General features: G+C 68.5%; 16 protein-coding genes. 9 read left to right on the forward strand and 7 right to left on the reverse strand.

What is annotated here, in order from left to right:
• Positions 1-12: 12 nt before the first annotated feature.
• Genes IL252_RS04865 through IL252_RS04890 form a run of 6 tightly spaced genes read left to right on the forward strand, consistent with a single transcriptional unit; the run spans position 13 to position 6350 of the window.
• A complete protein-coding gene (locus tag IL252_RS04865) occupies positions 13-2226 on the forward strand; it encodes a type II/IV secretion system ATPase subunit (RefSeq protein WP_208627088.1) in 2214 nt (737 codons plus the stop codon).
• Complete coding sequence (locus IL252_RS04870) at positions 2216-4108, forward strand: type II secretion system F family protein (RefSeq protein ID WP_208627089.1); 1893 nt, start codon at positions 2216-2218, stop codon at positions 4106-4108. Before IL252_RS04865 ends, IL252_RS04870 begins: the two co-directional genes overlap by 11 nt.
• Positions 4105-4812 carry a type IV pilin gene (locus IL252_RS04875; RefSeq protein ID WP_208627090.1) on the forward strand — a complete coding sequence of 236 codons (708 nt, stop codon included), beginning with the start codon at positions 4105-4107 and terminating at the stop codon, positions 4810-4812. The genes IL252_RS04870 and IL252_RS04875 overlap by 4 nt, the downstream gene beginning before the upstream one ends.
• Positions 4809-5258 (forward strand): hypothetical protein, encoded by a 450-nt coding sequence (locus IL252_RS04880; protein ID WP_153554318.1) that lies wholly within the window; start codon positions 4809-4811, stop codon positions 5256-5258. The genes IL252_RS04875 and IL252_RS04880 overlap by 4 nt, the downstream gene beginning before the upstream one ends.
• Positions 5255-5953, forward strand: coding sequence for a hypothetical protein (locus IL252_RS04885; RefSeq protein ID WP_208627091.1), 699 nt, complete (start codon positions 5255-5257; stop codon positions 5951-5953). The genes IL252_RS04880 and IL252_RS04885 overlap by 4 nt, the downstream gene beginning before the upstream one ends.
• Positions 5946-6350: a hypothetical protein gene (locus tag IL252_RS04890; protein WP_208627092.1), complete on the forward strand. Its 405-nt coding sequence runs from the start codon at positions 5946-5948 to the stop codon at positions 6348-6350. The genes IL252_RS04885 and IL252_RS04890 overlap by 8 nt, the downstream gene beginning before the upstream one ends.
• Before the next feature lie 51 nt (positions 6351-6401).
• Here IL252_RS04890 and IL252_RS04895 read toward each other — a convergent pair whose 3' ends face one another.
• The gene (locus tag IL252_RS04895) at positions 6402-6908 is read right to left on the reverse strand and encodes a DUF3592 domain-containing protein (protein ID WP_208627093.1); all 507 of its coding nucleotides are present in this window, start codon (positions 6906-6908) and stop codon (positions 6402-6404) included.
• A gap of 159 nt (positions 6909-7067) precedes the next feature.
• Here IL252_RS04895 and IL252_RS04900 point away from each other — a divergent pair, with 159 nt between their 5' ends.
• The 3 genes from IL252_RS04900 (at position 7068) to IL252_RS04910 (ending at position 9029) form a co-directional block, all read left to right on the forward strand.
• The gene (locus IL252_RS04900; protein WP_208627094.1) at positions 7068-7616 is read left to right on the forward strand and encodes a hypothetical protein; all 549 of its coding nucleotides are present in this window, start codon (positions 7068-7070) and stop codon (positions 7614-7616) included.
• A gap of 145 nt (positions 7617-7761) precedes the next feature.
• Entirely contained in the window at positions 7762-8571 is an 810-nt protein-coding gene (locus IL252_RS04905) for a winged helix-turn-helix domain-containing protein (RefSeq protein WP_208627095.1), read from the forward strand.
• A gap of 224 nt (positions 8572-8795) precedes the next feature.
• Positions 8796-9029, forward strand: coding sequence for an HTH domain-containing protein (locus tag IL252_RS04910; protein ID WP_012807666.1), 234 nt, complete (start codon positions 8796-8798; stop codon positions 9027-9029).
• Here IL252_RS04910 and IL252_RS04915 read toward each other — a convergent pair.
• The 6 genes from IL252_RS04915 to IL252_RS04940 form a co-directional block, all read right to left on the reverse strand.
• Positions 9026-9574, reverse strand: a complete 549-nt coding sequence (locus IL252_RS04915; RefSeq protein WP_208627096.1) for a hypothetical protein — start codon at positions 9572-9574, stop codon at positions 9026-9028. The genes IL252_RS04910 and IL252_RS04915 overlap by 4 nt on opposite strands.
• Positions 9571-10338, reverse strand: a complete 768-nt coding sequence (locus tag IL252_RS04920) for a P-loop NTPase (protein WP_012807668.1) — start codon at positions 10336-10338, stop codon at positions 9571-9573. Before IL252_RS04920 ends, IL252_RS04915 begins: the two co-directional genes overlap by 4 nt.
• A 61-nt stretch (positions 10339-10399) precedes the next feature.
• Positions 10400-12802 (reverse strand): integrin alpha, encoded by a 2403-nt coding sequence (locus IL252_RS04925; RefSeq protein ID WP_208627097.1) that lies wholly within the window; start codon positions 12800-12802, stop codon positions 10400-10402.
• Positions 12803-13074: 272 nt separating this feature from the next.
• Positions 13075-13728 carry a cob(I)yrinic acid a,c-diamide adenosyltransferase gene (locus tag IL252_RS04930; RefSeq protein WP_208627098.1) on the reverse strand — a complete coding sequence of 218 codons (654 nt, stop codon included), beginning with the start codon at positions 13726-13728 and terminating at the stop codon, positions 13075-13077.
• Positions 13721-14446, reverse strand: a complete 726-nt coding sequence (locus tag IL252_RS04935) for an adenosylcobinamide amidohydrolase (RefSeq protein WP_208627099.1) — start codon at positions 14444-14446, stop codon at positions 13721-13723. Before IL252_RS04935 ends, IL252_RS04930 begins: the two co-directional genes overlap by 8 nt.
• Positions 14439-15488, reverse strand: a complete 1050-nt coding sequence (locus tag IL252_RS04940; RefSeq protein ID WP_208627100.1) for a threonine-phosphate decarboxylase — start codon at positions 15486-15488, stop codon at positions 14439-14441. Before IL252_RS04940 ends, IL252_RS04935 begins: the two co-directional genes overlap by 8 nt.
• Positions 15489-15500 lie beyond the last annotated feature (12 nt).

Raw genomic sequence — 15500 nt, forward strand, 5'->3', positions numbered from 1 at the left:
CGAGCAACGTCCATGCTCACAGAGGGGGAGGGAGAGACGAGCGCCCCGGCGGTCCCGGCACCCGTCACGCCGGACGACCCAGACGCGTGGTACGCACCCGACGTTCGCGATCAGGACGAGATCCACCCCGGAGTCGTCGTCACCGTCACCGAGACGGCGGCCGGATTCGAGTACGACCTACGGGACCCGCTGCTGTCGGTCGAGGACGCCGACGCGCTCGCGACCGTCGAGGAGTACTTCGCCGACGCCCACGTAGACCGACCGCGCACGCGCGAGGGAGCGATCGAACGCGTCGAGTCGGGGCTCGACGAGAAACACCAGCGGGTGATCGGCCGACTGGTCGACTGCTCGCCGGCGGCCAGACGACGGCTGGACTACCACGCGCTGTGCTCACTGGCCTGCTTCGGCGAGCTGACGCCCTACGCGCTGGACGACCGGATCGACGTGGCCGACCTCGGCGAGGAGTGTGTCCGGGTCCACACCGACGACTTCGCCCCCGCAGAGACCGACCTCGATCCCGACACGGAGTTTCTGGATCGCTTTGCCAGCGAGCGGCTCGAACAACACACCGTCACCTTCCACGAGTTCGAGATCCCCGTGATCGTCTACCGGGAGAACGTCCTGGGCGACGATCCGTTCACCACGAAGTACGCGGTCCGCGAACCGGACCAGCTTCCGGGCGACGAAGAACTCATCGAGGCCTGCAAGACGCGCGTCTGGGAGGCCAGCATCGACGGGGTGCTCGAAGACGAGGTCGCGTTCGTCCGCGACCGGGCTCGGACGCTCCTCTCGCGACAGCTGACCATCCGCAACACGCGGGCCTGGTTCGACGCCGCCCGGTACCGGCTCCGGACGGCGCTGGCGGAGTACGACCTGACGGTGCCGCCGGTCGACCGTCGCTTCGCCGACGACCGGCTGGAGGATCTGCTGTACTACGTGCTGCGAGACCTCGTGGGATACGGCAAGCTGACGGTCCCGGTCCGAGACCCGACGCTGGAGGACATCGAGGCCAACAGGGTCGACGAGCGGATCAAAGTCGTCCCGCGGCTGGACGTGGGCCACAACGAACGCGTCCCCACGAACCTCTGTTTCGAGAGCGAACGGGCGTTCGTCAACGTCGTGACCAAGCTCGCGGCCGACGACGGCACCGAACTCAACGCCTCGACGCCGAGCGCGAAGGTGAACCTCAGCCCCGACGGCGTCGAGGAGACGATCCGGTGTGCCGTTGCACTCCCGACGATCAGCGAGGACGGGCCACACATCTCCATCCGGAAGCAGTCGCCGGACCCGATGACACCGGTCGACCTGATCGAACGGGACGCGCTCCCGACGGAACTGGTCGCACTGCTGTGGCTGCTGTACGAGCACCACGGCGTCGTGCTGTTCTGCGGGCCGACCGGCGTCGGCAAGACGACGCTGATGAACGCCCACATGCCCTTCATCCCCTATCGTGATCGCCCGATCTCGATCGACGAGGGGTCCCGGGAGGTGTTCATTCCACACGAGACCGGCGTCTCGCTGACGACCAGAGACCACGAGCGCGACCACCGCCGCGTGACGATGGCCGACCTGATGACCGAGTGCAACTATCTGAACCCCGACGTGGAGGTCATCGCCGAGGTGAACACGGCAGCGAGCTTCGAGACGTTCGCCGAGACGCTGAACACGGGCCACGGGCTGCTCGGGACGACCCACGCCGAGGACGTAGAGACGCTGGTCAACCGCGTCGTCGAGCAGGGCCTTCCCCCCTACCTCCTGCAGGAGATCGATCTCCTCGTGTTCCCCAAGCGGGTCGGCGAAGACCGCTTCGTGGGAGAAGTCGTCGAGATCGTCGACGAGACCACGTACCGAACGCTCGATCGGGACGCCGACAACTGCGGCGTCGTCCGGAAGGCCGACGCCACGGTGTACTGGAACACCGTCTGCACGCGCGATCGAAACGGCGAGTTCGAGCTCGCGGGGCTGGTCGGCGAAGGGAGCGAGCCGATCCACGCCTTCGAGCGGCTGGCCGACCAGACCGACCAGACGGTCGACGGCGTCGAAGCCATGTTCGAGCGCCGACACCGCTACGTCCAGTATCTCGTACAGGAAGGGATCACCGACGCCGACGAGCTGTTCGCGCTGCTGGCGGACCTCGAGACCGACGAGGCGGCGACGGTCGAGCGGCTACACCGCCAACAGGCGGACGAACGGGCGGCCCACGGGGAGGAGATCGATGGCGACTGAGACGCCACGGCAGCTGAACCCGATCGATCGGGGCCTGTACGCCCTGTTCGCACAGCACGCCGACAGCGGCCGCCACGACGGTGACAGAGTCCGGTACCGGGCCGCAGATCTGGACGCGAGCTTCGAGCTGTATCTGGCCCGAACGTACGGACTGGCCTGGGTGACCGGACTCGCCGGGTGTCTCTTCACGCTGGTCGTCACCGCGGTCGTCCCGCCGTCCGTCCTGGCCGAGGTCGTCGCGTTCTTCCAGAACGGCGTGCCCATCGTCAATCAGGTCCACTGGCCGGTCGTCCCGCGACCCGTCGTCGCCGTCGGAGCCGGTCTGGTCGGTGGTGGGGTACTGCGATTGCTCGTCGTCCGGGCCGGCAGTACGTACCTGCGGTGGGTGGGCGAGGCACGGCGCAGCGACATCGAGGCGACCCTCCCCGGTGCCGTTCGCTACCTCCGCGTGCTCGCGTCGGGGGAACACGATCAGCGGGCGATGCTCCGGCGCGTCGCCGACCAGGACGCGTACGGCGAGACCGCCGTCGCCTTCCAGCGGATCCTCAACCGGGCTGCGCTGACCGGCAGTCTCGACGAGGGGCTAGAACACGTCGCCAGCGAGACGCCCTCGCGGGACCTGCTGGCACCGTTCCTGCTGAAGTTCCGCGAGCACGCCAACCAGAGCGCCGACGCGCTGGAGGGGTACCTCCAGATGGAGGGTCGGCTCCTCTCACACGAACAGTCGCGCCGTCACGAGCGCGCGACCGGGTTTCTCGAACTCCTGGCCGAGCTGTTCGTCGTGTTGCTCGTCTTGCCGGCGCTGCTGGTGTTGATCGTGACGATTATGGGCGTACTCTCGCCGGGACTGTCAGCGCAGGTCGCCACGCCCGTGGGACCGATGACCGTCCGGAGCGTGCTCGTCTACGGCAGTGCCGGCTTCGTTCTCGCGGCGGGCGCGTCGGCGTCGCTGCTGGTCTCGGCGATTCGGCCACACAGCGCCAGCGCACCGTCCTACGCCGCTCCGGCGTCGCTCCGCTCGATCGTCGAGACGGCGAGTCGGAACCCGGCGAGCGCTGCGCGCGTGCTGGCCCCGACGGTGCCCGTCGTCGTCGCCGTCCTCGTGGGACTCGGCTACCGGCCGGTCAACGTCGCCCTGCTCGCCTACGTCGCGTACGGACTCCCGGTCGGGGCCGTCGCAGTTCGACGCGCCAAAGTCGACGACGCGAAAGACCGCGAGATTCAGGACTTCGTCCACGCCGTGTCGGGCCACGTCAGTCTGGGTCGGCCGTTCAGCGAGGCCGTCGAGCGGGTGGCCGAGGAGGTCGACCTGGGCGCGCTCCAGTCGGACGTGGACCAGCTCGCGTTCACGCTCGGCCTGACCGCCAGTCCGGACGACGACGCCACCGACGGCCGGGCCGCGGCACTCGATCGGTTCGTCGAGCGGGTCGGGACGCCGATGGCAGAGCAGACGATCGGCCTCGTCGTCGGCGCTCTCGACGCCGGCAGCGACGCCGAAGACGTGTTCGAGACCCTCCAGACGGAGATCGGGAAGCTCTACCACGAGCGCAAGGCGCTTCGCTCGTCGCTGCTCGTCTACGTCGCGGTGGGGTGGACGACGGCACTGCTCGTGGTCGGCATCGTCGTCGCGGTCAACGCCTACGTGCTGGACGGGTTCGCACAGCTCTCGACGGTGTCGAGTGGCCCCGGCATCACGATCGATCCGACCGCCGTCGATCCACCCCGCGACCGCTATCGGTTCTACGTCGTCACGCAGGCGACGATGCTTGGCTGTGGGTGGTTCGCCGGCACCGCGAGCCGCGGGCGCTACGAGGCGCTCCTCCACTCGGGCGCGCTCGTCGCCGTGGCCTACGTCGTCTTCACCGGGGCTGGGATGGTATGACCGACCGCGCACAGTCTCACGTCGTCGGCGTGGTCTTGCTGCTCGGACTGACGGCCATCGCGATGGGCGGGCTGACCGCGACGATCGGGACGATCGTCGACGACCAGACGGCGAGTGCGGACGCGACCCGCGTCGCGGACGACCTCGACACCGCGTTGCGGCCGGTCGAGACGACGGGCCACCGCTCGGCGACGGTCAGCTTCGCCGACGGGACCCTCGGCGTCGAAGACCGGGAGCTCCGCGTCCTCGACACCAGTGGCGTCGTGGCGACTGTCGAGACGGACGCCGTGGTCTTCGAGAGCGAGCAGCGCCGCGTCGGGGCCGTCGCCGGTGCGATCACCCGCGGCCGCGGCGACAACACGTGGCTCAGATCGACGCCACCGATCACGAGCGGGCCTGACGTGCTCGTCGTCGGCGCACAGCGGCTCAACGGTGCCGGCAGCGTCGGCGGGACGGGCGGCGTGACGACGACACTCCGGACCAACGTCACACACGACCGGCGGGCGCTCGGGAGCGGCGAGTACCGGGTCGCGATCGAGACGGCGACCCCCGGCGCGTTCGAGCGGTTCGCACGGGACCGCGGTCTGGACGCGACGGTCCGGGACCTCGACGGCGACGGTGTCCCCAGCGTCGTAATCGAGTACGAGGGGTCGCGGACGGCGTATCTGGTCGTCCACGACATGCGACTGGAGGTGGGAGCGTGAACGACCGCGCGGTCACGCCGGTCGTCGAGAAGACGATCACGATCGGACTGGTCGCGCTCTTTCTGGCCGGCATGACTACCGCGCTGTTCGGCGGGGCAGTCCCGGCAGCCCGCGACGCCGCCGGGGCGTCGATCGGCGATCGGACGCTGGCAACGGCGACCGAGCGCGTCGAGCAAGCGATCCCGCCGAACGTCGCGAACGTGACCGTCCGCGAGCGCGTCAGGTTGCCGGCGACGATCCGAGGCAGCGGCTACGCGATCGAGGCCGACGGTCGATCGCTCGTCCTCGATCACCCCGACCCCGCCGTCGGCGGCCGTAGTCGACTGGTCGTGCCACCGAGCGTGAGACGGGTGACCGGCTCCTGGGAGAGTGGCAGCGAGTCGACGGTCGTCGTCCGGACGGTCGAGGGCGATCTGGTGGTCACGCTCCGGGAGGGACGGCCGTGAACGGGCGCACACGTGAGGCGAGCGAACGCGCACAGACGGCGTTACCCGCCCTCGCGATTGCGCTGCTGGTCCTGACGATGGTGACGGGGATCGGCCTCGCACTGGCCGACGGCGCGATCGGAGCGGCCGACCGCGAGCCCGGTGAGCGACGCGTCGCCGTCTCGCTGGCGGCCGGCCTCGTCGCGCCCGAGTCGCCGCTGACGGAACGCGCGAACGTGCTCGACGAGGAGCGGCTGTCGAACGTAGACCAGCGCCAGCTGCGAACGGCGTTCCCGGTCACCGACGAGACGGCAGTCAGGGTCGAGCTTGACGGCGACTCGCTCGTGACGACTGGCACGCCGCGAACGGGAACGACGATCCGTCGCCTCGTGGTCGTCGAGGAGCGAACGACAGAACGGATCGAGCCGTCGCTGGGCTGGCAACGGCGCGTGACGCTGCCACAGCGGGGCGCTAGCGCACGCCTCACGCTCGTTCCGCCGGCCGGCACGAGCGTGACCACGGTCCGAGCGAACGATCGCGTCGTCCTCCACGACGAGGACGGACTCGCCGGCACCTACGAGATCGACCTCTCCAGATTCGAAACCACGACGTTGCAGTTCTCGGCGAGCGGACCGCTACCGGACGGCAGCGTCGAAGTGGAGTACGACGCGCTCCGGACACGCAAGGCGACGCTGGCGGTGACTGCCGATGGATAGGGCGCAGCTACCGGTCTCGCTGCTGGAGGCCGCACTCGGCGTCGTCGTGATCCTCGCGGTCGCGCTGGGGTTCGTCGTCGGCGTGCCCACGCCCGACACCCGAGAGCCACAGTTGACGGCCTACGCGAACGACGCGGCGACGATCCTGGTGAACGAACCGCCGGAACACCGAGATGCGACGCGGTTGGCCGAGATCCTCGCCGACGAGCGGTCCTTCCAGCGCGAGCGAGGCGAGCTACGGGATCGGACCGATGCGATCCTGCCCGACAACATCATGTTCAGGGTCGAGACACCACACGGAGCCGTCGGGTTTCCCGTCCCCGGGGGCGTCACCACCGGCGAGGCCACTGTGACGACTGTCGAGGGGCCACTGACGATTCGAGTGTGGTACTCGTAGTCGGCGCACAACGAGTCGGCCGGAACGACGCGGAGCGAGGGTGGTGAGCGGTCACTCCTGGGCGGCGTCACCGCCAGATCGAAGCGTGGAGGCGGCACCGACGAGCGCGGTCACGCCGCCGACGACGACGAACTGCACGGGTCCGTCGGACGGCTGGTTTTCGAGGAATGCCTGTCCCGGCGAAGCCGGGTTGACGTACGCCGTCACCGTCTCGCCGACCTCGTACTCCGCAAGAGCATCCTCGGCCGCCGAGCGGGTGTCGTAGTCCGTCGCGATGCTCGACGGGCGAATGTCGTTGCCGGTGTAGGTCGTGCCGTCGTACTGGTACTCGAAGGTGACCGTCGGCTCGTAGTCCGTGCGGCCGCGCCGCTGGGGTATCGTCTCGACGCCGGTGTCGGTGATCGTCGCCTCGATCGTCGTCGTGTCCGACAGCGTTTGAGCCTGTTGCTGGTAGTCGTACGCGCCGTAGCCGGCGATAGCGACACCGACCACGAGGATAAAGACGCTGCCCTGGAGGAGGTCGAGTTGTTTACCTGCGAGTGAGAGTTTCGGGGACACGCCGGCAGGTGAAAAGCCGGAGCGACTTAAACCCCAGAACCTCGCGACGGGACGGACGACGGCCTCGTACTGTCGAGAGGGCCTCGCGTAGAGTCACGGCAGGTCGCTCGCTCCGAGAGGCGATACTTTATATTCTATCGAGTGGGAGTGAATGATACTGTGTCTTCGAGATGCCCGGACGCCCGGCGTGGGCAACTCGTCCTCGTCGCGGCAGTCGTCGTCGCCGTCGCGCTGATCCCGATCGTGGTGGCGTATCTACAGCTGGGCTATCACGCCGACGTGCGCGCTGGCGGAGACTACGACGATCCGACGGCCGACGCGACTCGAACGCTGACGCGGGCGCTGGCGACGGCAAGCGCAGACGTGCCCGCAGCGCACGGGTGGACCGACCGCGACGACGCGGCGACGACCGTGCGTGATCGGCTCGAACCCCGCATCGAGCACGTCGAGCGGGCACGCCTCGACGCCGGCACGGCGCGATCGCTGAGCTACAACGCGACGGACGCCCAGCGGTGGGCGGCGTCGTCGTGTCCGAGTGGCGACGGACGGTCGTTTGGTCGCTGTGTCGCGATCGACGGCGTCGTCGTACAGGAGCGGGCCGATCGGACGCACGTCCTGGGCGTCGCCGTCGACCTCACCGTGACGAGCGAGCGTGGACGGACGATGGCGACGGTACGGGTGCCGACGGTGGCGGGCCGCGAGAGCTGATACTGCCGGCTGTAGCTGTTTCGACATATTCGCGACCACGGGGTCGCGAAATTCTTCACAGACGTACAGCCGGCAGGATGACGAAGACAGATCGCTGCGAGCGTCAGGTATTTGTTTTCGAGACGATAACTCCGGGAGAGTACCGATGACAGACCGAGAGGTGATGAGCGATCTCCAGTTCCTGACTGGATCGCGTCACCGGGCGACGATACTCGCCGCACTCAGCGAGGAGCCGCTGCGCCCGACGGAGCTCTGTGATCGCGTCGAGGCGACGAGGACCACGGTCCAGCGGATCCTCGCCGGTTTTCGAGAGCGGACGTGGGCCGAGAAAATCGACGGGCGGTATCGAGCGACGCTGACGGGGCGACGAGTACACGAGCGATATCGAACCCTTTGGGAGACCGTCGAGCGAGCCGACAGGCTCGCGCCGCTGGCGACGCATCTGGATCCGTTCGACGAGCCGCTCCCAGCCGAAGCGTTCGAGCGCGGAACGATCACGGAGGCGACCGAGCAAGAGCCCCTGGCGGCCGTCGACCGCATCGTCGAGTGGCTGAGAGACAGCCAGGGCGACCACATCGAGACGACGACGCCCATCGTCGCCAACACGTTCAACGAGACCGTCTCGGGACTGCTGGAGACGGAGCTCAGCGTCGAGATGGTGATCGACGAGAACGTGTTGGAACGATCGATGACCGACTTCGAGACCGCACTCGAACGGGGGCAGACACACGAGTGTGTCGACGTGTGGGTCGCGCCGGAACCGTTGACCGACGGACTGATGGTCCGCTCGGACCACGCTGCCGTCGTCGCCTACGACGAGACGAACAACGTCCGTGCGGTGCTCGAATCGGACGACGAGACTGTCGTCGAGTGGGGACGCCGGCAGTTCGAGACGACGAAAGGCCGGGCACGACCGCTGGCAGACGTACTCTCCGAGAGTAGCGTCGAGGAGTAGCGCGAATCGTCAGCGGGGTGGTGCTCGACGCCGCCGGGCGACAGACGACGGGTCGAACCACGGGCTCGGCTACGGGGCGGTCCGAGGTGGCGACGCCACCACGTATCGATAGCAGTTCTTGGAACACCTATAGTTACCTGCCGCCAAGTGTTACAGGGGCTGTAACAGCACTGTCGGAGCGATCCTGCACATCGTATATATACTCGCCGACCGAACTGATATACATGTCACCGCCCGGACGTGAAGTCGAGTACACAGAATCCGACGTGATCGAGGTGTTCAAAGACCGCGACGACTACGCCGAGCCGTTGACGGCCTCGGAGGTCGCGGAGTTGCTTGGCTGTTCCCGACGGACCGCCCTGAACAAACTGCACGACCTCCAGGAGAGTACAGATCTGACGAGCAAGAAGGTCGGCGGTCGGAGCCGCGTCTGGTGGATCCCGGTCCGGATGGACTAGTCGAAGCCCCACTCTTCGGCCCGTTGCTTGGCTTCCGCTCTGGCCTGTTGTTTGATGGCGTCGATCTTCGCTTCGTCGTCGAGAAACGCCTCGACTGCACCGGCCTCAGAGCGGTCGGGATCGTCGTCGGTTGGCGTTTCCGTCTCTCGGTCGGCCGGGGCAGCGCGCCTGGTACTGGCCGCGAGGGCGGGATCACCCGCGAGACGTTCGGCGGGCATCCCGGGTGGCACTGCGAGTTCAGCGTGGTCGCCGATCCGGGCCAGTGCCGCGTCGTCGAGCGCGACGAGTTCGACGTGGTAGGGTCCCGGCATCCCCAGATCGGCCAGCGCACTGGGGCCGCCACGATCCGTCCCGGTGTAGTAGGCCTGTTCGGGCACGCCGTCGCGAAACGTGATGATTCCGTGGCCGCCAGCGTCCAGCAACAGCGTCTCCTGGGGCTCGAAGACGGCGTAGCCCGTCAGAGACCGATCGAGCGCGGCCGCCAGCGGATCGCGCGGATCGGCGACGACCCGCGAGTGGACCAGCCTCCCCTCGGGGACGTTCATGGCGAGTCGGGGATCACGGCACTCCGGAACCGATCTGCGACCGCCTCGGAGCCGCGATCGCGAACGTCGATCCGCGTCGCCGCCCGCCTGAACGACGTTGCCGGCGGCGAAGACGGCGCGTGAGCAAGCAGTGGCCGACCGGCCCGCCGAGCCTCACGAGCCGCCTCGCTGGCCGGCACCGTCGCTAGCGTCGGCCCGTCGAAGTACTGCTCGGTCTTGGCCGCGATCTCGTCGATCGCGTCGTCGTCGTGGACCTTGTTGAAGAGGAGTCCGGCCACGTCGGTGCCGTAGGAGGTCGCGTACTCCTGTACTTTGAGCGCGTCGGACAGCGCCGGAATCGTCGGCTGCAAGACGACGATGACGCGATCGGCAAGTACGATCGGCAACACGGCCGAGCGACTGTCGAGGGCCGCGGCCGAGTCCAACAGCAGGATATCGGTTTCCGCGGCGAGGTCGGCCACGACGGCACGCAGACGGGTCGGGTCGGCGTCGCGAAAGTCGTCCAGGCTCGTTCCACAGGGGACGACCGTCATCCCGAATCGCTCGTAGGTCGCCGCTTCGACCGGCGCGTCGGCCGCGAGCACGTCGTGAAGCGTCGTCTCCACGTCCGCAAGCCCCGCGTGAAACAGCATGTTCGCCATCCCCGTGTCGGCGTCGACGACCGTCACGTCGTACTCCTCGGCCAGAGCCATCCCCAGCGCAAGCGTGCTGGTCGTCTTGCCGGTCCCACCTTTGCCGCTCGCCACCGCGAAGGCCTCGACCATCGTACGATCGGCTGTCTCGCCTTGTTTTAAACAGTTGTGGATGTGGATCGAACGCAGCCGGTCAGTCGCGCCGCCCGACAGCCGCCAGCGAGGTCGCTGCCAGTCCGGCGAGGAAGATCGGCGGCAGTGGCCCCGAACCACTGGGTCCCGACTGGGAACTTTGACCCGGCGGCGGTCCACAGGAGGTCGCCCTGCCAGCAGTGCCCCCGGCAAACTGACACTCGTCGGTCGCAGATTTGACGACGACCGTCGAGATCGACTGTCCGGCGCTCCACTCGACCGTCACGACTTCCGACTGTCCGGTCTCGCTTTTGTACTCGGTCGGAGTCACTGTCACGCCCATCGAATCGCCGCCCTCTGGCACGAACGTCCCGTCGCCCTGGTCCTCGAATTTGACCAGGAGGCGCTCGCCTTCGGGACACGGATCGTTGCCCGGTCCCTGTTCGCCCGGGACACAGAACGCCACGAAGCTGATCGCCGCGAGATTCTGTGGCGTGTCGGTCGGCGTGTCCGTCGGAGTGTCGGTCGGCGTGTCGGTTGGCGTATCGGTCGGAGTGTCCGTTGGCGTGTCCGTCGGGGTATCCGTCGGCGTGTCCGTTGGCGTGTCGGTCGGGGTATCAGTCGGTGTGTCGGTTGGCGTATCCGTCGGGGTGTCGGTCGGGGTATCCGTCGGGGTGTCAGTCGGGGTATCCGTCGGAGTGTCCGTCGGCGTATCGGTCGGGGTGTCCGTTGGTGTATCGGTCAGGGTGTCGGTTGGCGTGTCGGTTGGCGTATCCGTCGGGGTGTCAGTCGGGGTATCCGTCGGCGTATCGGTCGGCGTGTCGGTTGGCGTATCCGTCAGGGTGTCAGTCGGGGTATCCGTCGGCGTATCGGTCGGCGTGTCCGTCGGCGTCGCGGTCGGCGTTTCGAGCACTTCACAGTCGCTGTTCACCACGTACGCCGCTCCGGCGTCGGCTGCGGTACTGTCGTTCCGTGGCGCACCGACCGCGATGTCGTCGAAGCTGTCGTTGTCGAGATCGCCAGCGTCGGCGACCGCGCGGCCCGCACGATCGCCGGCCGCTTCGCCGCGGAAGATCGCGTCGGCGTCACTCAGCGAGACGTTGCCCGAGAACGACTCGCTGCCGGCGACGACGTAGGCCGCTCCGGAGGCGTTCCCGTTCGAGTCGTTCTGTGGCGCGCCGACGAGCACGTCGTCGACACCGTCACAGGTCACGTCACCGGAGCCAGCCGATGAGACCGCAACGCCCGCCCGGTCGCGAGCACCTTCACCGTTCAGACGCACGTCGGCGTCGGCCAGCGACACGTCGCCGGACAGGTCGCGCTCGCCGTAGACGACGTACGCCGACCCTGCCGCGACCGTTCCGTTGGGATCGGTAAACGGTGCGCCGACGATCACGTCGGCAGTGCTGTCGTTGTTCACGTCGCCCGCGTACGCGACCGACCAGCCCGCGCGGTCCGCCCCGTCGACGCCACGGAGTCGCAGGTCGGCGTCGCCGAGATCGCGCTCGCCGCCGACCGCGCCGTAGACGACGTAGGCCGCGCCGCTACCGGTCGATCCGTCGGCGGCCGTGTAGTTGTTCGCACCGACGATCACGTCGGCCGTGCCGTCGGCGTTCACGTCGCCAGCGTGCGAGATCGACCAGCCGGCCTGGTCGCCCGGCGACTCGCCCGTCAGCGTAGCGGTCGACTCCGCCCCGAAGTCGACGGTGCCAAACAGCTGCTCGCCCGAGACAAGGTAGGCCGCTCCGGTGCTGTCGTTGGCGAAAGGTGCGCCGACGGCGACCCCGTCAGGGCCGTCGAGTCCGCTGGCGTTCGAGACCGACCAGCCGGCCCGGTCGCCCGGCGACTCGCCCGTCAGCGTCACGTCTGCGTCGGCGAGGTCCATCCGGTCGGCCATCGTGTCGCCGCCGTAGACGACGTAGGCCGCCCCGGCGTTGCTGGCAGTGCTGTCGTTGCCCGGTGCGCCCACGATCACGTCTGCGTAGCCGTCGTCGTTCACGTCACCCGCGTACGACACGTCGTAGCCGGCGCGGTCGGAGGCCGCCGCGCCGGTGAGCGTCACGTCGGCGTCGGCCAGCGAGACCGTGCCTGGATCGGTCGGGCCGAAGACGATGTAGGCCGCTCCGGCGTTGGTCCCGCCGGTGTCGTTCTCCGGTGCGCCGACGACGAGATCGTCGATCCCGTCACCGTTCACGTCGCCCGCGTACGCGACCGACCAGCCCGCCGTGTCGTTTTCGGCCGTGCCGACGTACTTCGTGTCGGCGTCCGAGAGGTTCGTCTCGCCGGAGAAACCACTGGGCGCTGACTGCTGGGCGGCGATGTCGTCTGTTCGCTGTGAGACGCCCGCGTCGTCGCCGAGTGCTGTCACGCCCGCGACGATGGGGCTCGTCGCGACGACGGCGGCGATCAGGACGACGATCGTCGCCCGCCTGGTCCGCGATCGGATCTGAGAGCTATCACTCATTACGATAGATAGAGTCTGTGATACACTTCGTTATGGAGACAGAATTGGCGGAAATCCGAGCTAACTCCTCCGAAATCGGCGACTATCGTGGCAACTGACACGGACGGTGGTCGCGATGGCCCGGTGAGCGTCGGGACTGGTAGACGCTCACCGGTACGCAACGACAGCTTTCCGTACGAAACAGTCCACTCATCGACAGTCGACCACGATACCGAAGACGGGCGATAGGTCCAGATTACCGGAGGCGGCCGGCGACACTCGACCCCCCGAACTCAGAACTCGGTGCCCTTGCGCGCGCCCTGGCCGTCGTCCAGCGGGTGACGTTCCTTCGCGACGTTCGTGACGAGGTCGGCGTACTCGGTCAGGAACGCCGGGCGCTCGTGGCCGCCGGTCAACACCAGTTCGAGACCGTCGGGCGCTGCCTCGATCAACTCGATCACGTTCGCAGGCGCGATCAGGTCGCGGTTGGCGGCGTAGAGGATCTCGTCGAGGACGAGCATGTGGAGCCCGTCTTCGGGCGAGCCGTCGAGTGCGAGCGGTGCCGAGAGATCGGCGACGGTGGCGGCCTCGATCAATTCCTCGGCGCGAGCCAGCGCGCCCCGCGCGCGAGCACCGTGTTCGTCGTCGTCGCTGCCGTCGAGGAAGCCGTGCCAGCCGTAGTGGCCGGCGTTCTCGTAGGAAAAGCCCGGCAGCGCCGCGATCGCGTTGTACTCGCCCCGGACGTCCTCGACGCTGCTGGTCCCGCCTTTCATGAACTGCAACAGGTGGACGCGATAGCCGTGGCCGGCCGCTCGCATCGCCATCCCCAGCGCGGCCGTCGTCTTTCCCTTTCCGTCGCCCCACCAGGCCTGTACGAGGCCGAACTCGTCGGGTGCGCTGGCTGTGATCGGTTCGGCCCGCGGACCGCCGTCCGTGTCCTCAGTCATGCTCGCAGTTCCGAGGCGCGAACACATCGGCCTGACGATCGGTCGTGACACCGTACCGTGCCTCCGCGACCGAGGCCGGCGGCTCGTCGTCGGCGTACCGCGCCCGGAAGCTGGCCCGGACCGCGTCGCGTACGCAGGCCCGCGCGGCCGACCCGACCGTCGTCGCACTGCCGGCGAAGTCGGCCGGGTCGCCGTCGGTGGCGGTTCCGACGAGGACAGCGTCGCTCGTCGTCCCCGGAACACCGACCAGCTGGGACAGCGTCGCGGCCTTGGCTTCGACGCAGGTCGCCAGCAGTTCAGCCAGCGTGCCGTCGTCGAGGGCCCGGTCGGTCCCGACGACGAGGTTGACCGTGCCGGGACGCCACGCGTCGTCGGTGTCTTCTGCTCTGTTGCCCTCGTGAGAATCTGGGTCGAGCGGCAGCGCGGCCGGGTTCGAGAGCCCGACCGTCGCCAGGACCGCGACCGGTCCCACACTGGCACAGCGGGCGTGGGTCACGTCGACGCCCGTGAGCAGACCGGGCCCGTCGATCTCGAACCCCGCGCGTCGGCGGCGTTTTGCGACGTAGCTCGACAGGTCCGTGCGGTCGAACCCCTCCGGGACGGTGACGTTGTAGGCGGCGTCGGCGCGTCGATACCCCCCGGTCGGACCGGTCCCCAGCCAGCGGCTGCCGTCGCTGCGACACTGACAGACGCCGTCCCGGATCTGGGCCTCAAACATCGAGGACGCCCAGCAACTGCTGGTTCTCGTCGGGCATCCGCACGGCGATCCGGACGTGTGCGTCCAGCCCGCGGAACGTGCGGGCGTCCCTGATCGCCATGTCGTGTTCTCGGACCGTCGCGAGCAGCTCCTCGACCGTGTCGCGCCCGTCGAGTTCCAGCAAGAGGAAGGGCGCGTCGGATGGGGACACCCGGAACCGACCGGCAAGCTGTGTCCGCATTCGCTCGCGCTCGGCGCTGACTCGCTCTCGGGTCGCCGCGACGAACTCCGTGTCACGCAGGCAGTGGGTCCCGACGGCGGCCGCCGGCCCGCTCAGCGACCACGCGATCCGGGCGGTGTCCAGTCGGTCGCGGTGTCGCCCGGTGGCGACGGCGTAGCCGGCCCGCAGCCCCGGCAGCCCGTAGAGCTTCGTCAACGCGCGGGCGACGACGACGCCCGGCGTGCCGGCCAGCGAGGGCTCGTCGGTGAACCCCAGGAACGCCTCGTCGACCAGCAGGGTCGTGTCCGCGTCGCGACAGCGCTCGGCGAAGGCCCGCAGTCGCTCGGCGTCGTAACACTCGCCCGTCGGATTGTTCGGGTTGCAGACGATAGCGAGGTCGTGACCGGCCGGGTCGGCGTCGAGGATCGCGTCGTGATCGACGAAGGTGGGCGTGGCTCCCTGCAGGCGGACCTCGCGGGCGTACTCGCCGAAGCTCGGTGCCGGGACGAGGACGGAGCCGCCCGGTTCGACGCTCGTCTGGAGCGTGAGCCGGATCGCCGCCAGCCCGCCCGCGGTCGGAATGACTTCGCGGGCCTCGCAGTCGACGACCTCCGAGGCGGCGGCACGAAAGGCACAGTAGTCGTCGGGCGGATACCGTCGGGCCGACGCGAGCGACGACTCGTACACGCGGGCGGCCCCGTCGGGCGAGCGCGGATTGGTGTTCGCGCTGAAATCGAGCACCCAGGGGTCGTCGGCGCTCCCGTGTGGCACGCGGCCCTGCTCGTCGACGGCACCGTCCTCGCTACCGGACTCTCGTAGCTCGTCGACGGCGTCGGGAAGCATACAGACCATACC

The sequence above is a fragment of the Halomicrobium sp. IBSBa genome (assembly GCF_017612575.1).
GTDB lineage: Archaea > Halobacteriota > Halobacteria > Halobacteriales > Haloarculaceae > Halomicrobium.